General features: G+C 35.0%; 24 protein-coding genes. 3 read left to right on the forward strand and 21 right to left on the reverse strand.

Annotated features, from left to right (window positions below):
- The first annotated feature begins 421 nt into the window (after positions 1–421).
- Entirely contained in the window at positions 422–2,044 is a 1,623-nt protein-coding gene (locus R9X47_RS09110) for a vanadium-dependent haloperoxidase (RefSeq protein WP_432667612.1), read from the forward strand.
- A gap of 196 nt (positions 2,045–2,240) precedes the next feature.
- Here the strand turns inward: R9X47_RS09110 and R9X47_RS09115 are convergent, their stop codons facing one another.
- From R9X47_RS09115 to R9X47_RS09125, 3 genes are all read right to left on the reverse strand, one after another.
- A complete protein-coding gene (locus R9X47_RS09115) occupies positions 2,241–3,272 on the reverse strand; it encodes a TRM11 family SAM-dependent methyltransferase (RefSeq protein ID WP_432666489.1) in 1,032 nt (343 codons plus the stop codon).
- Positions 3,273–3,593: 321 nt separating this feature from the next.
- Entirely contained in the window at positions 3,594–4,259 is a 666-nt protein-coding gene (locus R9X47_RS09120) for a CatA-like O-acetyltransferase (protein WP_432666490.1), read from the reverse strand.
- Positions 4,256–4,840 (reverse strand): helix-turn-helix domain-containing protein, encoded by a 585-nt coding sequence (locus R9X47_RS09125; RefSeq protein WP_432666491.1) that lies wholly within the window; start codon positions 4,838–4,840, stop codon positions 4,256–4,258. The genes R9X47_RS09120 and R9X47_RS09125 overlap by 4 nt, the downstream gene beginning before the upstream one ends.
- Positions 4,841–5,243: 403 nt before the next feature.
- Between R9X47_RS09125 and R9X47_RS09130 the strand changes: the two genes are divergently transcribed.
- Positions 5,244–5,891: a DUF4386 domain-containing protein gene (locus R9X47_RS09130; protein ID WP_432667613.1), complete on the forward strand. Its 648-nt coding sequence runs from the start codon at positions 5,244–5,246 to the stop codon at positions 5,889–5,891.
- Positions 5,892–5,893: 2 nt separating this feature from the next.
- On the opposite strand, the gene R9X47_RS09135 is transcribed toward R9X47_RS09130, so the two are convergent.
- From R9X47_RS09135 to R9X47_RS09160, 6 genes are all read right to left on the reverse strand, one after another.
- Positions 5,894–6,484 carry a Crp/Fnr family transcriptional regulator gene (locus tag R9X47_RS09135; protein ID WP_432666492.1) on the reverse strand — a complete coding sequence of 197 codons (591 nt, stop codon included), beginning with the start codon at positions 6,482–6,484 and terminating at the stop codon, positions 5,894–5,896.
- Positions 6,485–6,730: 246 nt separating this feature from the next.
- On the reverse strand, positions 6,731–8,428 hold the full coding sequence (locus tag R9X47_RS09140) for a M3 family oligoendopeptidase (RefSeq protein WP_432666493.1): 1,698 nt from the start codon (positions 8,426–8,428) through the stop codon (positions 6,731–6,733).
- Positions 8,429–8,606: 178 nt separating this feature from the next.
- Positions 8,607–9,587: a GNAT family N-acetyltransferase gene (locus R9X47_RS09145; RefSeq protein WP_432666494.1), complete on the reverse strand. Its 981-nt coding sequence runs from the start codon at positions 9,585–9,587 to the stop codon at positions 8,607–8,609.
- 110 nt (positions 9,588–9,697) lie between these two features.
- Positions 9,698–10,228: a CDP-alcohol phosphatidyltransferase family protein gene (locus R9X47_RS09150; RefSeq protein WP_432666495.1), complete on the reverse strand. Its 531-nt coding sequence runs from the start codon at positions 10,226–10,228 to the stop codon at positions 9,698–9,700.
- Between the two features lie 322 nt (positions 10,229–10,550).
- Positions 10,551–11,717, reverse strand: a complete 1,167-nt coding sequence (locus tag R9X47_RS09155; RefSeq protein ID WP_432666496.1) for a GGDEF domain-containing protein — start codon at positions 11,715–11,717, stop codon at positions 10,551–10,553.
- Positions 11,718–11,938: 221 nt separating this feature from the next.
- On the reverse strand, positions 11,939–12,181 hold the full coding sequence (locus R9X47_RS09160) for a helix-turn-helix domain-containing protein (protein ID WP_432666497.1): 243 nt from the start codon (positions 12,179–12,181) through the stop codon (positions 11,939–11,941).
- A 131-nt stretch (positions 12,182–12,312) separates the two neighbouring features.
- Between R9X47_RS09160 and R9X47_RS09165 the strand changes: the two genes are divergently transcribed.
- Positions 12,313–12,504, forward strand: coding sequence for a Spo0E family sporulation regulatory protein-aspartic acid phosphatase (locus tag R9X47_RS09165; protein WP_432666498.1), 192 nt, complete (start codon positions 12,313–12,315; stop codon positions 12,502–12,504).
- A gap of 143 nt (positions 12,505–12,647) precedes the next feature.
- Here R9X47_RS09165 and R9X47_RS09170 read toward each other — a convergent pair whose 3' ends face one another.
- From R9X47_RS09170 to R9X47_RS09225, 12 genes are all read right to left on the reverse strand, one after another.
- Complete coding sequence (locus R9X47_RS09170) at positions 12,648–13,316, reverse strand: copper amine oxidase N-terminal domain-containing protein (RefSeq protein ID WP_432666499.1); 669 nt, start codon at positions 13,314–13,316, stop codon at positions 12,648–12,650.
- A gap of 264 nt (positions 13,317–13,580) precedes the next feature.
- Positions 13,581–14,927, reverse strand: a complete 1,347-nt coding sequence (locus tag R9X47_RS09175) for a sensor histidine kinase (protein ID WP_432666500.1) — start codon at positions 14,925–14,927, stop codon at positions 13,581–13,583.
- Entirely contained in the window at positions 14,920–15,597 is a 678-nt protein-coding gene (locus R9X47_RS09180; RefSeq protein ID WP_432666501.1) for a response regulator transcription factor, read from the reverse strand. Before R9X47_RS09180 ends, R9X47_RS09175 begins: the two co-directional genes overlap by 8 nt.
- Positions 15,598–15,766: 169 nt before the next feature.
- Positions 15,767–16,117, reverse strand: a complete 351-nt coding sequence (locus R9X47_RS09185) for a RidA family protein (RefSeq protein WP_432666502.1) — start codon at positions 16,115–16,117, stop codon at positions 15,767–15,769.
- A 111-nt stretch (positions 16,118–16,228) separates the two neighbouring features.
- Positions 16,229–17,320, reverse strand: coding sequence for a glycerol dehydrogenase (locus tag R9X47_RS09190; protein WP_432666503.1), 1,092 nt, complete (start codon positions 17,318–17,320; stop codon positions 16,229–16,231).
- 160 nt (positions 17,321–17,480) lie between these two features.
- Entirely contained in the window at positions 17,481–18,029 is a 549-nt protein-coding gene (locus tag R9X47_RS09195) for a BMC domain-containing protein (RefSeq protein WP_432666504.1), read from the reverse strand.
- A 30-nt stretch (positions 18,030–18,059) separates the two neighbouring features.
- A complete protein-coding gene (locus R9X47_RS09200) occupies positions 18,060–18,932 on the reverse strand; it encodes a hypothetical protein (protein ID WP_432666505.1) in 873 nt (290 codons plus the stop codon).
- 28 nt (positions 18,933–18,960) lie between these two features.
- Positions 18,961–20,295, reverse strand: coding sequence for a 4Fe-4S dicluster domain-containing protein (locus R9X47_RS09205; RefSeq protein ID WP_432666506.1), 1,335 nt, complete (start codon positions 20,293–20,295; stop codon positions 18,961–18,963).
- 16 nt (positions 20,296–20,311) lie between these two features.
- Positions 20,312–21,718 (reverse strand): aldehyde dehydrogenase family protein, encoded by a 1,407-nt coding sequence (locus R9X47_RS09210; RefSeq protein ID WP_432666507.1) that lies wholly within the window; start codon positions 21,716–21,718, stop codon positions 20,312–20,314.
- Position 21,719: 1 nt separating this feature from the next.
- Positions 21,720–22,709, reverse strand: coding sequence for a cob(I)yrinic acid a,c-diamide adenosyltransferase (locus R9X47_RS09215; RefSeq protein WP_432666508.1), 990 nt, complete (start codon positions 22,707–22,709; stop codon positions 21,720–21,722).
- Positions 22,710–22,722: 13 nt separating this feature from the next.
- Positions 22,723–22,992 (reverse strand): EutN/CcmL family microcompartment protein, encoded by a 270-nt coding sequence (locus R9X47_RS09220; protein WP_432666509.1) that lies wholly within the window; start codon positions 22,990–22,992, stop codon positions 22,723–22,725.
- A gap of 15 nt (positions 22,993–23,007) precedes the next feature.
- A complete protein-coding gene (locus R9X47_RS09225) occupies positions 23,008–23,781 on the reverse strand; it encodes a flavoprotein (protein ID WP_432666510.1) in 774 nt (257 codons plus the stop codon).
- Positions 23,782–23,791: the final 10 nt, after the last annotated feature.

The raw sequence follows: 23,791 nt of genomic DNA on the forward strand, positions 1-23,791 counted from the left end.
CGACGCTTCTCTCAATTATCTCGTTTATCATAAAATCCTATATCATTTGTAACCTTTCCAACCTACATACATATATAAGTACTGAAAAAAGCATTAAGCAGAAACTTAAGGACATTGAAGCTCTTCGTTTTACTCAGATTTTTCTCTAAGAGATTACCTCAAAAGAACTTTTTTAATGAAATATATAAAAGAAAGGAGGTGGTTAGGAGGTTTATGGGATAACCAAGTATTTTCTTTGACTTGAAAAACCCTTCATAATAGTAATTTTTTACAGGCAAAGAAATAAGATATATTGTATGGTTTCTCAAGAAGGTATTATATAAAATTTAGTGAGGTGAATAAATGTATGGTAGAAAAAAATGATCAAAAGAAGAAACTCGAAAAGAAAGAAATTCTTAAAAAAAAGATAGATACATGTATGATAGAAAAGAGTGAGCAAAAAGAAATAAAGAAAACAAATAGACCTACTAAAAAGAAAGTGTCTGAAAAAGAAGTTACAAACATGAACTCGAATTTAGGAAAATGCTGTGCAATTGGACCATTGACTCCACTACAACGTCGTGAAGAGGCTTATGAAATTCGTGAGGATGCAGCGGAGTTTCAAAGAGATATTCCTCTTCCAGGCCATCCATGTAATGGAGATGAAGATTTATATGCAACTAAAATCGGTAACTTCACTAAGGCTTTGCCACACAATGAACTAGGAGAAGTTAATCTCAATGCATATAACGCCTTTATTAGAGCTTTAACTACCGGTAATCCAGATATGTTCGAAAATATTCCTTTAGGAGGCCCTACAAAACTTGCCAACCCTCAGGCTTCTTATGCATATGATTTGATGGGACCTGATTCTCATCATCTAACAATGATAGTACCTCCGGCCTTTAGCAGCGCTTGGCGTGCTGGAGAAATGGTTGAAGACTATTGGGCGGCCCTAACTCGAGATATAGCCTTTACAGATTATGATACTAATCCACTTACTATTGAGGCTGCTGCTGATCTATCAAAGCTTTCGGACTTTAGAGGACCAAAGCAAGATGGAGTTGTTACTACAAAGACATTATTTAGAGGAGATACTCCTGGTGATTTAGTAGGTCCTTATGTTTCACAATTCTTTTATAAAAATATTCCATTTGGCAATAAAACTGTAGTCCAACGATATGACAGTCCAATAGCCGGTGATGATTTTATGGTCACTTATGATGAATGGTTAAATATTCAAAATGGAGGTTTACCAAATAATTCAATAACCTTTGATCCTCCTAGGCGTTATATTCGAAATGGTCGAGATCTAGGACAGTGGGTTCATATTGATTTCACTTATCAAGGTATGCTAGCTGCTTGCTTGATTCTGTTAGGCTTTGGACCAGAAGCATTAGACCCGCAAAATCCTTATCTAGATTCTAGAACTCAAAATGGTTTTGTAACCTTTGGGGCAGCCCAGTTTTTAGACTTCGTTGCTAAAGCATCACGAGTAGCTCTAGAAGCTGCTTGGTACCAGAAGTTTTTAGTACAGCGTGTGCTTCGTCCTGAAGCCTTTGGAGGATGTGTTCAGAACAACTTAACAGGAGCAACCAATTATCCTATTAATCAAGAGTTATTTGACTCTACAGCTCTTCCTAAGATATTTGCTAAGTATGGTACTTATTTGTTACCTATGGCTTATCCGGAAGGAAGTCCTACGCATCCATCCTATCCAGCTGGCCATGCTACTAGTGCTGGAGCTTGCGCAACTATGTTGAAAGCATTCTTTAACGAATCCTTTGTTATCCCTGATCCAGTTGTAGCCAGTGCGGATGGGCTATCCTTATTGCCTTACTCAGGACCACCTTTGACAGTTGGAGGAGAATTAAACAAACTTGCTAATAATATATCTCTTGGTAGAGATCTAGCAGGTGTCCATTGGCGCTCAGATTCCAGTGAAGGTCTGAAATTAGGCGAAGCAGTAGCTATCCAAATCCTTCTAGACTACAAAAATACCTACAATGAAGACTTTAGTGGATTTACCTTAACAAAATTTGATGGAACAAAAATAATAATTTAATATAAAAACCCCCTTAGTGAAAGTAAAATTCTCTAAGGGGGTTATAATTAATGTGAAAGATAATTAGCCATTAATATTCCTACTTATTAGTCTTATATTAATCACTTTTAGAGATCAATTGTGAAACATCCTATACCTTTTCAACATTAGAAGGGGCTGTCTCATAAAGAAATCTTATGAGCACAACTCCATATCTCTAAGCCTTGACAGCCACTATTAAGTTTCTGTTGATTGATTGATCAACTCTATGTAGGTAATCATTATATGGCGATTCGTCAAGCACTTTGAATCCATTTTCTTCTAATACCGCTGCTACATCCCCATACTTCATTGTAAATTCATTGTATGATAAAACAATGCTTCCCTTTGTCTTTAAAACATTATACCAAGAAGGTATTGCTTCCCTTAAAAGTCCCAGCGGACTTCTTGACATGTTTGAATCCCTATCGTTCTTACTTCCGTGTTGAACCCCATAAGGTAAGTCAGATATTATGATATCACATGATTTTTTCTTGATAAGAGGACTTGCATTCCTAGTATCGGCATTAAACAGTTGAAATGTTTGAACTTTTCCTGCTTTAAAATCAGCTTTTTCTGCTGCCGCTTCTAAATTAAATACATCCGCTATCTTCTTTCGCTTTGAATCAAAATGCTTTGACTTTTCAGCCTTATGTTTATATTTACCTTCTTTTAAGTATCTAATAACATATGTTTGAATCTCTTGATTCCATTTCCCATTAATTTCTATACCCTTAACATCAAACCCTCTAATAAAGCCCTCGTATAAAGTAGTTCCCTTTCCACACATTGGATCGCATAGGGTAATTCTATCACTACCTGTCTTACATGCACTAAGAGCTAAATTTACCATAAGCCTTGTAAATTGTTCATTTGTTTTTCCGTTATACTTTAAAATCTGAACCATACTTTCAGGGAATATATAAAAGTCGGGAATACTAATAGGCCTTAAAAGTCCACCTTCTACTATTTCAAATACAGCATAATAAATCGATGAAAAGCCTAAGGCTCTAAAGTCTTCTTCATTAAGTTCTCTTTTTGTACTGAAACATATTGAAGCAGGAAGACCTATATTACACTGATCAATTTCATCAATCTCCATGTCATAGGCATTCGCAATAGCTTTAAGCTCCGATATACCAATCTTAAGTGCTGTATCAAAATAAATTCGATTATGTCCTGGATTTGCAAGTATTGCATATCTATTCATATTAGAATATCCTCATTTCTAACTAAACTAATTTTTTTCCTTAATATTATATCACCGATAATAATCTTTTCATATACTTAGAACACTATGTAGTATAAAAAAATAGAACTTTTACTTCAGCATAAAATGTACATGCTTATAGTATAGTTCTATCAAAATAATAATATAAATAGTTAGAATAAAAACTAACTTATGAGGCTTCTCACTACTTTATCACTAATCTCTGCCCTGGATTTATATCCTTTTCAGCTTCAACACATATATAGATAGTTAATAAGCATTAAAAAGTTTTTCTAATCGAAAATAAAAACGCTTATAATATTACAGCCATTCTTTAGGATGATTCATAGCATGTTGTAAATCATCTAAAAACTTCTTAACATGCCATCCATCCGTTGTGGCGTGGTTCAAAGTCATAGAGAGCGGAAGCATTAGTCTTTCATTTTTTTCAAAAATACGACCCGCCTCAACTGTTGGAAAATAGTAAGACTTATTTTCAAAGCTTTGTAAGGAAAAATGCTTAAACTCAATCCATGGAATGCATGATATAGTATAGCTGTTTTCGGGAGGCATTCTATCTGACTGTGATAGAACGCCATGTTGATGCCCGTACTTTTGCTGGTTTTCTAAATACCTCTCATAAAACACAGAAAATTTATCATCATATTCTGTCCACATTAATGATATCGTTTGATCATCTTCATGAAAAACAGCATACATAGGTGTTAGTGTATCCCAATATCCAAGCACCTCATCTTTTACAGCTACTTTAAATTCAATTTGTCTGTTGATAATTGTCGTTGCTAACCATAGATATACTGGAAAAAACTTGAGTTTACGCTCCTTCAAAGCTGCTTTTAGCACAGTAATATCCAGTTCAACCGTCAATGAGTATCCTGTAGGTGCCATTTTAGAAAAATAGTAAAACATCTGGCCACGAGGCCAAGCCTGTAAGTCTATAGGATGAAAATTTGCTTCCATCATCATTTTTCTTTCACCCACAATCCATCTTGACTACAATAGCAATATAGCTTGCCGCCATACATTTTAGGGAAACATAATTCTGCTCCTTGCTCTGGATAAAGCTTCACTAGAAGCACTCTGTCATACGCAACATAAGCAACAAATGAAATATAATGTGATTTACTCATTTCATGTTGGACTGTAATATAGTAATCTTCTCCGATTTCATCTATTTTTGTCTTGTGTTCATCATCCTCTGGTTTTGCAATTAACGGCTCTAACTTTCTACCACAGCATGAAATTTCTGCTTCTCCTGTACTGTTTACTACATTTCCACAGTTTGAACATACATAAAATTTAATTTTCTTCATATTTCCTCCATCAGTCTCATTGAGATTCAAATCTCCAAGTAGAATTTTTTCAATGTTTACCCCTAATATATGAGAAAGCCCACTGAGCAAAGATACATCTGGGCAACCTAAGCCACGCTCCCATTTTGAAATCGTTTTGTCACTAATGTTCATAGCCTCTGCAATTTCTTTTTGTGTCATATTCTTCTCTTTTCGCAGGCTTAAAATCAGTTTCCCAATTTTATTGCAATCCATAGCATTCACCTCCACATATCAAGAGTAACTGATGACAGATTATTTTTCAATAAACGCTCCGTAGAGTTATATATAAATCCCCCTACTTCACACTTTTCTACAGTTGTGTATAAAATGGTAACATTAATTTTTTCAGTCATTTCTATTTTTCGAACACCATTTAGGAAAAAAGAAATGCTCCTCTATAATCAGATATCATGAATATTTAACTGGGTAACATTAAAAAATATTAGTAATTAAATTGGTCTCCTAGTTTGAGTTATTGACTTAAGTCAATGCGTCATACTTATTTTTCAGCTACAATAAAATCAAAAGATTAGGAGGGAATAAGATGAGAACATTACAACAAAACAACAATCAGCTTCGTCAGTCAGCAGTGATTGCAGGAATATCCTTGCTAATCATGACAATAGCCGCCTTCTTCTCATACGGCTATGTTCATAGTTCATTAATCATCAGTGGTGACTCGGTTGCAACCTTAAATAAAATCCAAGCATCTACAGGTTTATTCAACGCAGAAGTGCTTGGATGGCTCATAATTTTAATAACGGATATTTTAGTTTCGTGGGCGTTTTATATCTATCTAAGATCCATACATCAAGAGTATTCATTGCTAGCTGCATGGCTTCGACTGATTTATACTGCTATACTGGCTATTGCAGTATCAAATCTTATCCAAGTAAGTAGTCTGGTCAATCATAGCGGCCAACTATTCAATAGTTCCGTCAATAGCCTTGCTTCTCAGGTTATGATGTCTATAATAACCTTTGAATCAGTTTGGTCATTAGGATTAATCGTTTTTGGCCTGCATCTCTTGGTAGTAGGTCTTGTGGTGTTAAAAACCAAAACTGTTCCAAAGGCTATAAGTATTATGCTTTGTATAGCTGGTATAAGTTATATATTGATCCATCTATTACATGGATTTTTCCCAATGCTAGAAAGCGTAACATCGACATTAGAAATGATTCTAAGTATTCCAATGATTGTTGGGGAACTAGGCTTTGGCATCTGGCTCTTGATTAAAGGCGGTAAAGCACCTCTTACAAATTAATACTACACTTTCAGGTTCGAACGCTCTAACCGCCGCTTTATACGACTAAGTGACTCAGGTGTTATACCTAAAAAACTGGCCAACTGATGTTGAGGTACACGGTCAATCAGATCAGGCCGCTTCTCAAGAAGCGACTTGTAACGTTCTTCTGGCCGAGATGCAATAAAAGCTGTAAAGTCATCGTGCATCTCACCCATGTCCGCCTCAATCATCTTACGTGTCATGGTTTCAAGCACTGAGTGCTTATCATACATCTCCTGCCTTATGGATAAGTCTCCTACGACAAGTACACAGTCTTCCAAACAGCTTAAGGAATATTTTGACGCCTTATCTGGAGTATGCTGATTGAATATGGTCACCCCTTGTTCTTCTGTGAAAAAATTAAAAGTAGTTTCTTTCCCATCTACATCGACTGCAAACTGCCTTACACATCCCTGTAATACAAAGTAACACTTCTTTGGAACCTCTCCTTGATGCAGAAGGATGGTTCCCTTTTTAAATTCTTCAATTGGTACATCTACAGCGATGGTCTTTAGTTCTGCTTCGCTAAGGTCAGTGAAGCGTTTCATATATCGAATAAGGATCTCTCTCATTTGAATCAAGCCTCCATATATGTTATATCTTAAATCAATTATAACATGGCAGTGAAGCTGTTTTTTTTTACACCCCAAACTATTTTAATCTAGAAAAATATATGTCTCTATTTTAGATATTATTGACTCAAATCAATATAAAAAACTAGTTAATGTGAGATTCAGTCTAACCGACATTTTCACAATTTATTCAATAAAAAAATGACTGAATTCTTTATTACAAAGTTTCAGTCATTTTTTATTGATTTATAAGTTTTTATCATCTACATTATCTAACCATTCTTCAACCGGTTCAATGACAAACTTGATACATCCGTCTTCAAAAGGACTCGTAAGGCCTGCCAGCTCTACTAATTCTAAGAATGATTTACTTCCGCCTGCTTTACATAGTCTTATATAGTCTTCCCAAGCTTCTTTCTGATTTTCCCTAGATTTTTTCCAAAACTCCAGGGCACAAATCTGTGCTAAAGTATAATCTATATAGTAGAATGGCGTTTCAAAGATATGGCTTTGTTTAAACCAGAAGCCTCCTCTATTTAAGAAATCATTGTCTTCATAGTCTCTATGGGGCAAATATTTTTTCTCCATTTCTCTCCAAGCGCTCTTTCTCTGCTCAGGAGTAGCTTCAGGATTCTCATAAACAAAGTGCTGGAATTCATCAACCAAAACCCCATATGGTATAAATAATAAAGCCCCACTTAAATGAGAGAACTTATATTTCTTTTCATCCTCTTTAAAGAATAAGTTCATCCATGGCCAAGCAAAAAATTCCATACTCATTGAATGTATCTCACTAGCTTCATATGTTGCCCAGTGGTATTCAGGGTTTTCATATTCTCTACTTAAATATACTTGAAAAGCATGACCTGCTTCATGGGTGAGAACGTCGACATCATCAGAGGTTCCATTAAAGTTTGAAAATATAAATGGAGATGTATAGTTACTTATATAATTACAGTACCCTCCCCCAGCTTTTCCTTTTTTACTCACAAGATCTAAAAGCTCATGCTGAGTCATATATGTAAAAAACTCATCTGTCTCAGAAGATAACTCTCTATACATTTTACTAGCATTTTCAATAATCCAGTCAGGTTCTCCCTTCGGAGTTGCATTGCCACTTAGAAATTCTAAGTCTTCATCATAATATTTAAGACTATCTAAACCAAGCCTCTTCAATTGTCTCTCTCTAAGCTTTGTAGCAATTGGAACAAGCTCCTCAAATATTTGTCTTCTATAATTTGAAACCATCGCAGCATCATAATCGGATCTCAGCATACGTATATAGCCTAGCTCGACAAAGCTATTGTATCCTAGTTTTTTTGCTATTCTATCCCTTACCTTAACTAACTCATCATATATTTCATCAAATTTTTCTTCGTTTTCTTCATAAAAGCTTGTCATAGCTTCATATGCATTCTTTCTAGTATCTCTATTTTGTGATTTCATAAAAGGTACTAACTGAGATAGATTTCTTTCTTCACCTTCGAACATTATTTTTGCCGAAGCCTTTAGCTTAACATATTGACTAGCCAGTTTATTCTCTTCCTGTAAATCAGAAATTATTTCTGGAGAAAATGTCTTTAATGTCAATTCTGCCAATACTAACAATTGCCTACCATGTTTTTCTTCAAGCTCTTTTCTAAATTTAGAGTTTACTAATGCATTAGCATACTTTGACAACACTCCATCATATATAGGCATGGCTTCATCTATAAAATCATTTTCCTTTTCATAAAATTCATCGGTTGTATCTATTGTATGCCTTATCTCTACTATACTGGCCATTGTCTCAAAATCATTTCTAAGTAAGTTTATTTCCTGCATTGTCTTATCTTGAGCTTCAAAAGACTCTGTAGCCTCAAATTTTTTAAGTAGCTCATCGATTTTTTCCTCAAACTTCTTCATATCTGGTCTTTCATATTTGTAATCTCTGAATTTCAACATAAATAACGCCCCCCATATTTTACAGATTTCACTTTATGAAATAGCCTATAATAATTATTATATATCAAATAAAATTTTTTCCCAAGTTTTATAAATATTAGCTAATTATGATTTTATATCCTATACTATAAAAATCACGTTCCTTGAAAATTATTTATCAAGGAACGTAATTTCTTTTTTAGACTTTCATTTCATAATAATCCATCGTCGATGTTTCTACGAAGCCACAAGACTTATAAAGACCCAGAGCGTTATTGTTTTCAGCAGCCACTTGAAGCATAATCTCCCTTGCCTTTGCTTCTCTTAACTTTTCTATAGCCATTATTAGAATTGCACGTCCAAATCCTTTTCCTCTGTACTCAGGTAATACACCTAGTCCATAGATGCCGCCAATTCCAGAGGTTAATTGAATATGAACTTTACCAATGATTTGCTCATCCTTTTCCGCAAGATAGATGGTCATACCCCTCTTTTCTTCCTCTTCAGGTAGTATCATGCCTTCAGTTTGTATAGTCGTTTCTTCATCTGCCGAGATACTATCTGACTTATTGTCATTCAGGTCACTTTTAGAATCTTCAACTTCGTGGTTAAAATAGATCCTATTTTGTCTGGCAACCTCACCAGCATCTACATTGGTCGCTTTTTTTAAAGTTATTCCATATAGCGGCCTTTGAAGTAATTCCAAATTATCTTCTTTTAAATACATATCGTATTCCGAGTTTTTGTATTTTGCTCCAGTTCCTTGGATAAATTTCTGTCCTGACTTTGACTTTCTGTCACTTAATAGAAGCATACTACATGAATTCCTTCGCTTCCATTCCTCTATGACCAGTTCACTTAATGTCTTAAAAACACCTTGCCGTCTGTACTCAGGATGAACCATGCCATTTACTTCTATGGGGGCATTAGCGTCTCCGAAACTACCGATTCCAATATACCCAATAATCTCTTGTCCATCAAAATACATAAATTCATTTATCTGCTTGATACTAGAGCCCCTATTATTTTCAGATGAGGCTCCGCGTTTATAGTCAAGCTCAAGTTTTAGTGTCGTTTGATCTACTTCAATACATTTCTGTTGAAGCGTATTGATTAACTCATAGTCTTCATCATCAATCGTTTCCTTGAGTTTTATCCAAGGCTTTTTTATAATTTTCATGGAAATACCTCCTCATATTAATAAATCCCGTATAATTATCTATACATTTTATCTTTAACCTATCCTCTCATTATTGAGAAAATTTCATTATTTATTATATCCATCTTTCCCTATTTTCCAATAATACTTCTCTTGTTTATTTCAAACTCAGTAGAAGTTAAATTAATAAGTAACTCCTCAATTGAAGCTACAGATGCAATCACACAAACTATATATATCAACGCATATAATTGATCAAACACTAGTATCAGTGGGAGTATAAATAGAGCAATTCCAGTTATTTTATTTCCATAAGTATGAAGCACTCCAAATGTTTTGTATTTCATAAATACAATCATTATTGACACCAATCTAATTGCTGAAATAATCACTATCCATATGATTATTCCTAATGACAATGTAATGATGGGATATACTATAATTATTAGTACGCCAAAAAATATTAAATCAGCTATAGAGTCAATTTTTCCTCCTATTTCGCTTACTGTACCTGTTCTTCTAGCTATATATCCATCAACAATATCACTAATTCCACAAGCAAGATAAATTATAATAAATTCTCTACTTAAAGGTTCTATCCAAATCAAAGTCAAGGCAAGGAATATCCTAATTGTTGAAATATAATTCGCAATCTGCTTCACTATCTACCTCCTTAAAATACTGTTTACTATGTCTATGCAGTATGATTTTGTTACCTGTTCCCTCCTCCTTCACTTACTATAATTAATTATACAATTTTTGTAAAATCCCTCTATCTATCTTCAGCAATATTCTATAAATTTTGTAAAACATAATTTCTTTTGCAAGAATTACTTATTTTTTACTATAGATAAACAACATTAAGATTTAAAATAAATTGACAACGTCTGCCCCTCTCGCCTCCTACGTGCATCCTAAGTCAAAAAAATACTTAACCACCTTACAAAAAGCAAAGTGGCTACTATTATTATCTATTTAATTTATTTAAGCAATTATAACACAATTCCTACCATTTTCCTTAGCTTGGTATAGTGCCCCGTCAGCAATTTTTATCATTTCTTCTGCTGATTCATTTTCATAGTTTTTCACTCCGCCACTGACAGTAACCCCAGAAGCTATACCAAAATCCGTTTTCTCAACTTCTTTTCGGAACCTCTCGCTAAATTCTTTTGCGCCATCACTATTAGTATCCGTAAGAACTATGAGAAACTCCTCGCCGCCATAACGGCCAACATAATCGGTTTCTCGGCAAATATCAGTCAACAGCTTTGCAATTTTAATTATCACCTGATCTCCTACTTGGTGACCGTAGGTATCGTTGATTTTCTTAAAATGGTCAATATCCGTCATGAGTATGCTAACTGGCTCTAAGGTTCTCTTTGACCTTGTGATTTCCTTCTTTAGTGAATTGCATATAGTTTTATGATTAAGGAGATTTGTCATTGAATCTTTCAATGCTAGTTCCTCCAAAGCCCTCTTTTCAAGAAACACTTTTAAACGTAACCTATATACAATGATTGCTAAAACACAACAGATCACCGTTATTAAAAACACATCTGCTATATAAAGATTAATATCCATAAACATAGAATTAATCATACTTGCTGAAGGCAAGTTTCTAAGTTGCATCATAATGTGATGCTCAAGCAAGGATTTTATATTAAGAGCGAAGTAAATAAAAAGTCCAAAGTTCGTAATTAAAGTTACTAATGTACGTCTATAAAAAAATGCCGAAGTCCCCATCAGTGTAAGTATAAACATTGTAATTGAAATGTTGTCATCTATATGTCCAAGGCTAGTATCGATAGACCAATATACAAGGACAAAACAATATAAATATATAATACCCTGTGTTATCATTCCATTGATGTGCTTCTTTTTAAATCTTAACCAATAGGAAATTAGAATAAACACAACATGAAAAATTACTATAAATATCGATAACTTATCTTCATGTACTGAATATATCGTGTCGACATCTATAAAAATGATCATTATTTCAAACAATAAATAAATTATGCTTATAATCATGACTCTTACTAAATTTTCTTTTGCGATCCTGCTGTAAAATTCATCTTTTAAGTCTTTAGGAATTGGAATAGTTAAACTCTTAAGCTTTTGAAAAATATTATCGTGACCTGTTCCTTCCATCCTTGCCTCCTCTTATTGCTTCATCTGGAATACTTCTTTTTTATGATACTATAGTCATACTACTAGTTCAATAAAAATTAATTCGTAAGCTATGAGTTGGAAGGAAGCCTAAAAAGACTAAAGGTCAGAAAGCAGCTAATAAAAATCAATAGTTTTTACTAGCTGCTCTCTGACTCTTTTTTCCTTTTCCACACAAAATCAATTTATCGAAAAACTAGTCTTCAAATTTCTTCATCTTCAAACTCTAATAGCTTATGTACCGGAATATGTAAAGTTTCAGCTAATAAAAATAGAGTTTCTACTGAAAAAGACTTCTCACAATTTGGCGCTTCTATCTTACTTAAATAACTTCTGCTTATACTCATTTTATTAGCTAGTTCTTCCTGCGATAGACCTAATTGCTTCCTATACTTTTTTATGTTCTTCCCTAATTTCATATACTTATCAGCATACCTATTTTGCATATCTTCACCTCTAAGTAAATTCTAATGCTAATGACATTGAATTATTGTTCACTTATAGGGAGCAAATTATGTTATAATACTTATATGTACAAGAAATATTTGACTGTCAAAGTTCTAAATGGGGTGGAGAAATGCAAAACAATAGCCTTTCACAACAAGATATTAATAAGAAAATACTTGAACTTCGATTAAAACTAAATAAGGCATATGCCAAGCAGGGCCATACTGATGATGTTATAAAATTAAGTCAAGAATTGGATAAATATATCGTTCTTATCCAAGAACAACTCTTAAAAAATACAAAAAGTCCTGAAAGCATATAATCTTCCAAGACTTTATAATTCTGAAATCATTCAAGTATAAGATTGACTATTTTCTATATTACTTGCACACTTATTAAATATGATTTAGTAAATTACACTTAAAAATGAACAGTCTAAAAAATGTTCTTTTATGCATCCTTTTGCTAATTGATAATTTCGATTGTCTGGTTTTCGCTATCCCACTTAACATTTAACCCCATATTTTCAATAACAAATCGTAGTGGTACGACAGTTCTATCGTTCATTATTTCAGCCGGCACATCAATTTCTGTATTAACATCATTAATATATGCAATATTACTTCCTATTGCAATCATTATTTTAGTCTCACCCTTTATAATTGATACTAGTCTTTCTTCACCGTTCCATTCAACCTTGGCATCAAACCCTTCTGATATAGCTCTAATAGGAATTAATGTTCTTCCTTCTTTTATTACTGGTGGAACATCAAATTTAAATTTCGTATTATTTGTCAATATATTTTCAACTGGAAGAATTTTTATACCTTTATATTTGTCTTCTAACTTACTTTTAACCTGTTCTAAATTCTTCAATTCCTTTTCAGTGTACATACTTTTTATAATTTCTTTTTGTTTTTCAATCTTTGTCTTTTTAGTTTCAACAGCAATCTCTTCCTTTTTCTCTGTCTCTTTCTTTTTCTCTTTACTCTTTGGCTTTGATTTTGATTTTGTAGCTGAAGCTATTACATCAACTTGTTCACTATTATTTAGAAAACTATCATATGTATATGCCAATACATTTTGTGACAAACCTAATGTTACAATTAACACCACTATTAATATTTTTTTCATTACTTGCTCTCCCTTTCCATGCTTTATATTCATTAATAATTTACTTTATAAAATATAGTATAAAAGAGAAAACTGACAAACAGCTGACAGACTACTTATAAAGGTAATAGTTTTGAAAAATTTTTTCTTGCTTATTCCATATCTATAAAACCAAATGACACAAAACACCTATGAGTTCCGATGAGGCATTGAACTTTTCTAACCTCTCATAAATTAGTAAATCCACTAAAAAAAGTACATCCGATACAGATGCACTTTTAATTTCTATTCAACTGCTATGGTAAATGTAAATGTAGACCCTACATTTTCCTCACTATCAACCTTGATTGTTCCACCATGGCTTTTTACAATAGTCTCAGCAATTGATAATCCTAATCCGTACCCTTGAATTCTTTTTGATCTGGATATATCCTGTCTATGAAATCTTTCAAAAATCTTGTCAATATGGGAAGATTTTATTCCAATTCCGTTATCCTTCACAGATACTTCGACGAAGTGTTTTTTTCCTATAGCGACGGATTTTGCTTCAACCTCAACATACCCGTTAGGATTGTTATACTTAATCGCATTGTCGATAAGTATTGAAACAACTGAATCTAATAGCTTCTTATCCCCATATAGCTTCAAATCATCTTGAACCTTACTTTTCAAAGTAATACCCTTGTCCATGCATAGCTGCTCGTATTTCCTTATGTTCCCATCAATGATTGTAGTCATGTCCACAACATTGCTTTTGATCAGAACTGATCCAGAGTCGCTCCTAGCTAGAAACAATAGTTTCTTTACAAGCTCCTTCATGTTGTTTGCTTCTTCAACAACATCATCAACAATCTCATTAAGCTCTTCATTATCCTCTGCGAAGAATCTCTTGATAGTTTCCATGGAAAGTAATATGACACTAATAGGTGTCCTTAGCTCATGGGCGGCATCTCCGACAAATCTCTGCTTTACAAGATAAGCACTTTTTATAGGTCTCATAGTAATTCCAGCTAGTACATAGCCGATCAGCAAGGAAACCACACTTCCAACAATCATTACATTAATCATTACAAGTCTAAGATTTGATAGTGTATCGAATGCTATGGATACATTTTCCACTATAGTGTAGTGCCCTAATGTTTCACCCTCAACCATTATAGGAAACTTGGCAATTATATAATTTCCGTAACCATAATCACCTAAGTCAAAGGCTAAAGGTTCTTCCCCTATTCCAATCTGTTCACTCTTTTGAAACATGTGACTAAGCAGTGAGTCATTGGAGCTTTTAACCCTAAGAATCTCACCATTATTGTCATATATGAAGAAATAGCTGAAGCTGTTTAGAATTTCCGGTATAAACAAGTCGACACCGTTTGGAAAATCCAACTCATAAGAGTCAGACACCACTTTCTTATTCTCATCTTCCTCATGGGTTTCCTCATGGTCTTCATCGTCTTCCTGAATCCATTCAGTACCTTGTATATTCCGTATTATCCGCTCCATGTCATTAGATAATTCCGCATTGTTGTAAGAAAGCAATCCAAAATAGATGAATACATTGGTTGCCAAAAGAATTCCTATCAATATCAAAGTGTAAACTATAGTTAGTTTTAATTGTGCCTTTTTAAACATCTTTAATCTCCATTTTATAACCAACTCCTCTTACATTGACTATATACCTTTCCTGAGAATTTTCAATTTTCTTTCTGAGTCTACGTATATAGGTTTCAAGATTGTTCGGGGTCACATCTACGTCCAATCCCCATACCCTGTCAATCAACACATTTTTAGGGATTACTTGTCCAATATTCTCAAATAATATTATAAACAGTTGATACTCCCTATTTGTAAGATTGATCGTATGCTCGTTCCTACTTACAGTTTTAGAAGTTCTGTTAACCTGTAAATGACCTACCGTAACTACATCCTGATTAAGCACTCTATCTCCTCTTCTCGCCAAGGCCTTGATTCTAGCAGTCAACTCCCTGTACTCGAAAGGTTTGATGAGATAGTCATCTGCTCCTGAATCCAGACCTGTAATCTTGTCATCAAGATCATCCTTGGCGGTCAGCATCAGTATTGGCGATGAATATTTCATTTCTCTCAATCTTTTGATTGTCTCTATCCCATCCATGACAGGCATCATCCAATCTATAATTATTACATCATACCTATTCTGTTGACAATAAATCAAGGCTTCTTCACCATCAAAGGCATGATCCACCTGATATCCGTCCTTTGTCAATAGCTTTATCAATAATTTCGTGATTTTATCATCATCTTCCACTAATAATACCAGCATTTTTTATTCTCCTAATAGTCATTTTATTACATTTCCAAACCTTATGATATCATCATTATAATATAGAAGAAGCGTTCTTTAAATATAAAAAATCCTGAAAGTATATAACCCTCTTCCAGGACTTTATCAATCTACAATCATTCTAATATTAAGTTAACTATGTACAATGTTACTTAACCGCTGCTACAACAGATAATTCAACTAAGATTTCTTCTCTTGCCATCTTAGCTTCTACACAAGCTCTAGCAGGTTCAAATCCATCTTCTACCCATGCGTCCCAAACTTCGTTCATATCTTGGAATAATGATATTTCCTTTAGGTAGATTGTAGTTGAAAGTATATGATTCTTGTCTGAACCATACTTGTTTAGTAAGTCTTCGATTTTCTCAAGAACTACCTTTGTTTGTTCTTTTACGTCCTTATCTCCGTCTCCACAAGTTTGTCCACATAAATAGATTGTTCCATTATGTACTACTGCACGGCTCATTCTTCCTGTGCCTTCGTATCTTTTTATTTCCATAATCAACTGACTCCTTTATCCTTAAGTTTTTTTCTCCCTATTAATTATAATAAATTCCAAGGCTTAATTCAAACCTTGGAATTTGTTATAATTAATATTCTATCTAAACTTCTATTTATATTCTCTACCTAAAGCATCAGTAGTAAGTATTGCAGCGTAAACATCCTTGGCAGTTACTTTGAATGGCATATTATGAATAGTCTCTCCCTCTACACATGCTGCCTCAGCTACCTTCATAATATCTTGATGATTAACTTCCTCGATTCCCAGTTCTTTTAAGGTAACAGGAAGACCTACTTCAATACAAAAGTCTATAACCTCACCTATCTCTTCTAGTGGACTATTTTCGAGGACTAATTGAACTATGGTCCCAAAAGCTACTTTTTCACCATGATATAAATGATGGCACTCCTCTAATACAGTAAATCCATTATGAATTGCATGGGCTGCCGCAAGACCTCCACTTTCAAAGCCTATACCACTGAGATAAGTATTAGCTTCAATTATATTTTCTACGGCCTTTGTTGATACCTTGTTTTCTACAGCCAGTTTAGCCTTTAGACCATCCTCTAAAAGAGTATCATAACAAAGCTTAGCTAGAGCCAATGCCGCCTTTGTTGAGCTTCCCCCAGGCATGTTGTTTGCATTTGCTGACGATGCAGCTCTTGCTTCAAAGTAAGTAGCTAGGGCATCTCCCATACCTGCTACAAGTAGTCTTACAGGAGCCTTTGCTACAATATCGGTGTCAACTAATACGAGATCAGGGTTCTTTGGTAGCACTAAGTATTCACTAAATACACCCTCATCGGTATATATAACAGACAGTGCACTACAAGGTGCATCGGTAGAAGCTATGGTAGAAGCTATAACTACTGGGATTTCTTCGTAGTAAGCTACAGCCTTAGCTGTATCCAATATTTTTCCTCCACCTATTCCAACAACTACACCACATTTATTTGATCTACATAACTCTCTTAATCTATCGATCTCGTTTCTTGAGCATTCTCCATTGAATACTGCAAATTCTAACCTCATATCACTTCCTTCAAAGCTTTTCTGGATTAAGCTTCCAACCCTCTTAAATCCAGATTCACTTATAATAACGAAGAATGACTTTCCCAAAAACTCAACATGGCTAGATATATTTCCTAGTTCTCCATTTCCCTGAATATATTTATTTGGTGAAATAATAATATTTGTCATTTTATCCACCTCTTCCATGATAATTTTTTTTGTACATCTATAAATTAATCCTTATGCAAATTAAGGAGCTAATAGACTCTTAGTCAAACCTAGGAAATATCACAACTCCCCGCACCAGAACTCAATACGATGGGTTTGATTATTTCATCTCTATCGCTTTCTAAATTATCTTTGACACCAACTCTTTATTAGGTGAAGCTATAACAGATGTACATACAATCTCCCCTGTATCCTGTAGCTTATTTAAGCAAGTCTTTACTGCCGACTTAACAGATGAAATCTCTCCTGTAATAAGCACAAAGCCCTTTCCTCCTAGACCCCGCGCTACTCTTATTTCTAATAATTGAATATTGGCAGACTTAACAGCTATGTCTCCTACTACAACAGCCGTAACTGCAGACATAGTTTCAACAACTCCAAGGGAAGTTATTTTATCTATCTCCGTGGTTGCTGTAAGTGCTGGAAACACATCCCTATGTACATTTGGTATTACATAATCATCGATTGTAAATATACCACCTACATTCTTACCAACTTTAACTGCATTCTTTATAGCCCCAACATCTCCACATATTAATGATATATATTTCCCAGGACATAAAGGCGTTGATAGTAAAAGTTCAACATTTGCTGATTTCATCATCTCATCTGTTGCCTCTATTCCCTTTGCTATACTTTTAAATTCTACTAGTCCAATAGCATTCTTCATTTTTATCGCCTCTTTTCATAAAAGACAGATTTAAGTAAACATAAATATTATAAAGGTTACTATGAATATTGCAGTTGCCGGTGGATCAATATGGGTATCATTATAGCTGTTAAAGGTCAATCCAACTATGTCACACAGAACCCCAGATATTATTGCAAATATAGCTCCGACAAAAATATTTCCCGTAGCTATAGTAGCTACCCCTGCAATTAATGTAATATGGTGAGTCGTTGGAATAGAAAAGCCCGTTTGGGCAAAGATTAATGATGCAGCACTAATACAAAAACCCAATGCTCCTATTTGAGTTATATCTACAACATATGAAATTACAAGTCCAAGTCCCAAGGACAATACTATGGTGGTAGATAGGGACTTAGAGTCAGGAATAAATCTTCTCTTTGCCACTACTGATTCGCCATTGGCTCCACCATCTATCTTTTCCGCCTCGTATTTCCCAAAGATTCCTGTCGATCCAAATACAAGTCTTGCAATTAACCCCGATGTAAATACTGTCATAGCAACGGTATCGGTTTGCAGTGCTAATACTCCAGAATAGAGATAGTTAATTACATAGCCTAGCATACCAAATACCCCACCTACGATTAAAATCATAGCATCATTCGTCTTCATTAGTGGTGAAAGTATGTCGGTTCCTGATCCTAGAGCTTTCTTCTTATTTGCCGCATATCCAGCTGCAGCTACTCCGCCAGCAAAGGCTATATGTGGTCCAAGTAATGTTCCAAATGCAACTTGTCCTAATATATCTACCGTTCCTCCACTGCCGATTATTGCAACTCCAATTAATCCTACAAATCCGGTAAAAATAAATGCGGGTAAGGCTCCTAACGCCGCACCAAATAATCCACCACCAAATGCAGCTAATAAAGCTTCTATAGTTAACATTACACTACCCCCTTAATTATTTATCTACTTATTGATAATTACTGATTACGACATAGTCGTCTTGAATTTCTTCAATCCATCCATCGATACTCGAATGTATCTTAGCTCCTAATCTATCACCTGGAACTTCTAGTATCAGTTGACCTCTAGTAACCTTATCTCCTACCTTAACAATAGGTTCAGCACTGGCTCCAATATGCTGTCTTCTATTTACTTTAACTGTTTTAAATTCCTTTGTAATCTCTTCTTGTAGTGGAGCCTCAACATCATACTTTTCAAGTCCTAAACGAGCCACTAGCTTTTTCACTGGAAACTTTCTATATTCTCTAAATGGGTTCGTCTCCACAGGCTTCCTATTATTATCATTCTTTATACCCTGTTGACTCATTTGAGACTTGAGAAGTTTGTTCAGTTTCCAAGGCTGTAATCCCATAATACATGCCTGCTCACAAAGTCCACATTCACAGCATAGAAAGGCTTCGGTTATAGAAGTATTTGGATCGCAGGTACTTCCATAGCTTGCTGTTCTCATTATTTTGTCGGGATGTAGCTTATGTCCTAGAAGATTCCTTGGGCAAACCTCTGCACATAGTGAGCAATGACAGCAGGCAGTCCTGGCCTCCTTTAGCATACGCTTTATACTTTTATACTTTGACTTAATTAGAGGGTGTTCCTCAGGCAATACTATTAAACCCTTTGTTGTTTTTGTAACTGGATTCTCTATGTCATCTATAACCTTGCCCATCATAGGACCACCATCAATAACTTGAAAATCTTCTACCAAAGCTCCACCAGCTAAATCTATGGCCTGAGCTATGGTTATTCCGATTGGAACCCTTACAGTTACAGGCTTTTTTACTGCTCCAGTTACAGTTAGATACTTTTCTGTAACAGGAACACCTTTTAAAGCATTATATACATTTAGTAGAGTTTCAACATTTATGACGATTACATCTACTCCAAGGGGGATTCCTCCCTCGGGTACTATCCTCTTTAGTACTTCGTAAACTGTAACCTGCTCGTCTCCTGCAGGATAAAAATTCCCTAGCTTAAATATATCTAGGCTCTCATACTGATGAATGTATTTATCTAGGCTTTCTAATGCATCCTTGTATTTCCCCTTAAGGGCTACTATTCCTTTCTTAGCCCCTGTTTCCTTAACTATTCTATTTAAAACCTCTAATATTTCCCTTGTTTTAAGGGCCATAAGCTGTTGGTCAACCCTAAGCAAAGGTTCACATTCAGCACCGTTAACAACGATATACTCTGCTTTGGCATTTAATTTTACATGGGTTGGAAACCCAGCTCCTCCAGCCCCTACAATTCCTGCACTTTTCACAGCTTCTAGTAATTTATTTTCCATATTGTCACCCTCAACTCTATTTAATTGAGAATCCTTCCACTAAAACACATCTTCTCTTTCTCGTAAAGGTCTTTGCAGATGTTAAGCCTTCACCAGTAGGCCCTGCAATTGTAAAGGTTGTATATCCCTCTGCTCCATATCCTATACCTGCATAGGACGGTCCATTCTTAACAAATATAGTTGTTTGAATTGCCCTAGCAAGCCTAGTTAGGTTATCTATATTCTTTGAGTGCATGATTGCTGTATGTCTATTTCTGTGTTCTACTTTAACAGCTAATTCTATTGCTTCGTCAATATTCTTAACCCTTACTATTGGAAGCACTGGCATCATTAGTTCTTCTACTACAAATGGATGGTCTCTATTAACCTCAACTATTATTGCCTTTACACTTTCATCAGAGTCTACACCTATACGTTTTAGGATATAATCTGCATTTTTCCCAATAAAATCTCTATCAGGGCCACCCTTTTCATCTAAAACTAATTTTTCAAGCTTTTTAAGCAGCCCATCATCCTTGATTTCATAGGCATTATTCTTTTTCATACAAAATATTAGGTAGTCTGCTATTCTATCCTCTGCAATTACTTCCTTCTCTGCAATACAGGGTAAATTGTTATCAAAGCTACATCCATTAATAATATCCCTAGCAGCCTTTTCAATATCTGCCGTCGAATCTACAACTACCGGTGGATTACCTGCTCCAGCGCCAATTGCTTTCTTACCAGTTGACATGGCAGCTTTTACAACTCCCGGTCCACCAGTGGCACATATCATATTTATTTTTTCATGGTTCATAAGTATCTGTGCCTTTTCTATAGTAGGCTTTCTTATGGTAGTGATTAAGTTTTTAGGACCCTTTGCCTTTTCTATGGCTTCATTAATAATCTCAACGGTTTTAACCGATACATCCTTAGCACCTGGATGTGATCCAAACACTACAGAGTTACCTGCAGCTATCATACCTATTGAATTACAAATAATAGTTTCAGTAGGATTAGTTGACGGTGCTATAGCTCCTATTACGCCAAAGGGAGATAGTTCTATTAGTGTCAATCCTCCGTCACCGGAAAATACCTCGGATTTTAAATCTTCAACCCCTGGAGTTTTCTCAATAACTAGTTTATTTTTTAGCACCTTATGTTCATATCTTCCCATGCCTGTTTCTTCTGCGGCCATTTTAGATATGACTTCTATGTTTTTGTCTATTTCTTGTTTAATACTTTCAATAATCTTAGCTCTATCCTCTAGACTGTATTTTGTAAACTCCTGCTTTGCTATCCACGCTGCTTCAATAGCATCATTCATGTCATCAAAAATTCCTAGCCTATTTTGAGATGCAGGGTTTTTAGTTTTGGATTCTTCACTAATCTCAATCATTACTTTTTTTATTATTTCTTCTATTTGACTCATTCCTATGCTCATCCTAGATTCCCCTTTCCAGCTCAAATACTCTTAAGGAATGTAATGCGATCTCCATATCCTGCTCTACTGTTCCTCCGCTCACACCTATTCCACCTATAATTTTGTCGCTTGCCTTTAATGGATATCCTCCACCAAAGGTCACTATCCTGTTATTATTAGTCCACTGTATTCCATATAGTTCTGAGCCTGGCTGCACTAGGTCAGCCACCTTATCCGTTGGCATTTTCAGTGCTACTGATGTATATGCCTTATTTATTGATATATCTGTACTTGCCAAAAGTGCATCCTCCATTTTATGTAAAAGGATTAGATTACCACCTAAATCGGCAATAGAGTATACAATGGAAACACCAATAGAGTTTGCCTTTTCTTCCGCTGCCCTCGCCATCTTTTTTGCAAGACCAAGTGTTAATATATTCTTGTTTGAAATCATTTTCAATCGCTCCATAACTCTACCCTTTACCTCATCCATAAATGTTTTTTCCTCTTCTACCCTTGCAAGAATAAATAAAACATCAGACAACCTATTGATATACTTTATAAGTGAATTACTAATACTAGCTTCCTTAGCTAATTTAGTAATCTTTCTTTCGGCTCTTCTTACTGTAGTCCTAGCAACATGCAATGTGGCCGACGTCGTTGTCTTACCTGGAATAATAAAGCTTTTTTGAGGTCCCACTTTTTCTAAATACTTATCAATTAAATTTTCTAGATAAGTTACGTCTTCCTCGGCTACTTTATCTTTTAAAAGCCCATACCCCTTTTCATCGCTGGCTAGCTCTGCCCCTATAGAAAATAACTTTTTTTGAATATACCTTAATATCTCTTTGATTTCCATATTATCTATAATCGAATATGCAACACCAATGATCGATATCACCTCATCGACGGTTCCATAGCAATCTACTCTAAGATCATCCTTTGAAATTCTACTTCCTCCAAACAAGCCGGTTTCTCCTTTATCTCCGGTCTTAGTATAAACCTTACCCATATCTTCACTTCCTTTAAGGGCTTACTTGTATGTTGTCTATTATTGCAACAATAGCTCTGTCTATAGGTGATTTTGAATTTTCAAAGACATTTCTAGCAGAACTACCTGTCGTCACAAGTACATATTCTCCAGCACCTGCCCCAACGCAATCAACTGCTACTTCTGTGTTCCCAGATGGTTCATACTTTGTATTTACAGGCTGAACTATCAATATCTTTTTACCTACAAGATTTTCGTCCTTACTTGTAGAAATAACCATCCCTACTATCTTTGCTATATACATACTCTAAATCACCCTCTACGGATTTCTTATTATCTTGACTCCTGTTTCCCCAGCCGCTTCATTGGCAAGTGCAGTAATAACAGCTTTTTTCCCAACAATAATACTTCGATTCTTTTGACTGGCATTGATTACATCTTCTCTAGTAATAACCCTTTTATCTAAAGATAACTGAGACTTAGTAGAAGGACTTCCATAGTCCTTCTTGGCAGTGCTTTCCTTCCCCATTATGAAATCAAATAGCTCCTGGGATCTAACTATTTCTATTCCATATTCTTTCATTATCTTTATATAATCCTTCATTCTGCCAATGTATGGGAGAGGTGCTCTGTTATAGCCTAAACTAAGTCTTATGGGATTTTCCAAGTCGCAGGCATCTTTGACTGCAACAATCCGGATTCCCTTCATTATTGCACTTGATACAATATTTGTGGCTAGAGTGTCTGATATACCAAGTGCTATTTTAACTGCAGAGTTTAAGGTCAAGGTAGGTAATATCAATAAATCTACGTCATTGTAGAGCTTATTTATATCACCTTCCTCAGTTTCTAGATAAACCTCGCCTATTCCTAAACTATCCTTAATTAATCCCTGAGTTAATACTATCTCAGCACTCCTTGATAAGACCACCGTTAGCTTCCAATTATTATCAAGTAGCCTCTTCAACTGTAGGATCGATTCATTAAATCCTATTGATTCCCCTGTAAATACTACTAATGCCTTCTTTGATGGACTTTTTAACCTCTTAAGGACTTCTTCTACTACCAGATTGATCATTTGATCAAAGTTCAATTCTTCCACC

Source organism: Wukongibacter baidiensis, assembly GCF_050888315.1.
Taxonomy (GTDB): domain Bacteria; phylum Bacillota; class Clostridia; order Peptostreptococcales; family Caminicellaceae; genus Wukongibacter; species Wukongibacter baidiensis.

What these genes read in the sequence shown, in the direction of transcription:
- R9X47_RS09115 (WP_432666489.1), bottom strand. Translation starts at nt 3,272, where the DNA reads ATGAATAGATATGCAATACTTGCAAATCCAGGACATAATCGAATTTAT.
- R9X47_RS09120 (WP_432666490.1), bottom strand. Translation starts at nt 4,259, where the DNA reads ATGATGATGGAAGCAAATTTTCATCCTATAGACTTACAGGCTTGGCCT.
- R9X47_RS09125 (WP_432666491.1), bottom strand. Translation starts at nt 4,840, where the DNA reads ATGGATTGCAATAAAATTGGGAAACTGATTTTAAGCCTGCGAAAAGAG.
- R9X47_RS09130 (WP_432667613.1), top strand. Translation starts at nt 5,244, where the DNA reads ATGACAATAGCCGCCTTCTTCTCATACGGCTATGTTCATAGTTCATTA.
- R9X47_RS09135 (WP_432666492.1), bottom strand. Translation starts at nt 6,484, where the DNA reads ATGAGAGAGATCCTTATTCGATATATGAAACGCTTCACTGACCTTAGC.
- R9X47_RS09140 (WP_432666493.1), bottom strand. Translation starts at nt 8,428, where the DNA reads ATGTTGAAATTCAGAGATTACAAATATGAAAGACCAGATATGAAGAAG.
- R9X47_RS09145 (WP_432666494.1), bottom strand. Translation starts at nt 9,587, where the DNA reads ATGAAAATTATAAAAAAGCCTTGGATAAAACTCAAGGAAACGATTGAT.
- R9X47_RS09155 (WP_432666496.1), bottom strand. Translation starts at nt 11,717, where the DNA reads ATGGAAGGAACAGGTCACGATAATATTTTTCAAAAGCTTAAGAGTTTA.
- R9X47_RS09160 (WP_432666497.1), bottom strand. Translation starts at nt 12,181, where the DNA reads ATGCAAAATAGGTATGCTGATAAGTATATGAAATTAGGGAAGAACATA.
- R9X47_RS09165 (WP_432666498.1), top strand. Translation starts at nt 12,313, where the DNA reads ATGCAAAACAATAGCCTTTCACAACAAGATATTAATAAGAAAATACTT.
- R9X47_RS09170 (WP_432666499.1), bottom strand. Translation starts at nt 13,316, where the DNA reads ATGAAAAAAATATTAATAGTGGTGTTAATTGTAACATTAGGTTTGTCA.
- R9X47_RS09175 (WP_432666500.1), bottom strand. Translation starts at nt 14,927, where the DNA reads ATGTTTAAAAAGGCACAATTAAAACTAACTATAGTTTACACTTTGATA.
- R9X47_RS09180 (WP_432666501.1), bottom strand. Translation starts at nt 15,597, where the DNA reads ATGCTGGTATTATTAGTGGAAGATGATGATAAAATCACGAAATTATTG.
- R9X47_RS09185 (WP_432666502.1), bottom strand. Translation starts at nt 16,117, where the DNA reads ATGGAAATAAAAAGATACGAAGGCACAGGAAGAATGAGCCGTGCAGTA.
- R9X47_RS09190 (WP_432666503.1), bottom strand. Translation starts at nt 17,320, where the DNA reads ATGACAAATATTATTATTTCACCAAATAAATATATTCAGGGAAATGGA.
- R9X47_RS09195 (WP_432666504.1), bottom strand. Translation starts at nt 18,029, where the DNA reads ATGAAGAATGCTATTGGACTAGTAGAATTTAAAAGTATAGCAAAGGGA.
- R9X47_RS09200 (WP_432666505.1), bottom strand. Translation starts at nt 18,932, where the DNA reads ATGTTAACTATAGAAGCTTTATTAGCTGCATTTGGTGGTGGATTATTT.
- R9X47_RS09205 (WP_432666506.1), bottom strand. Translation starts at nt 20,295, where the DNA reads ATGGAAAATAAATTACTAGAAGCTGTGAAAAGTGCAGGAATTGTAGGG.
- R9X47_RS09210 (WP_432666507.1), bottom strand. Translation starts at nt 21,718, where the DNA reads ATGAGCATAGGAATGAGTCAAATAGAAGAAATAATAAAAAAAGTAATG.
- R9X47_RS09215 (WP_432666508.1), bottom strand. Translation starts at nt 22,709, where the DNA reads ATGGGTAAGGTTTATACTAAGACCGGAGATAAAGGAGAAACCGGCTTG.
- R9X47_RS09220 (WP_432666509.1), bottom strand. Translation starts at nt 22,992, where the DNA reads ATGTATATAGCAAAGATAGTAGGGATGGTTATTTCTACAAGTAAGGAC.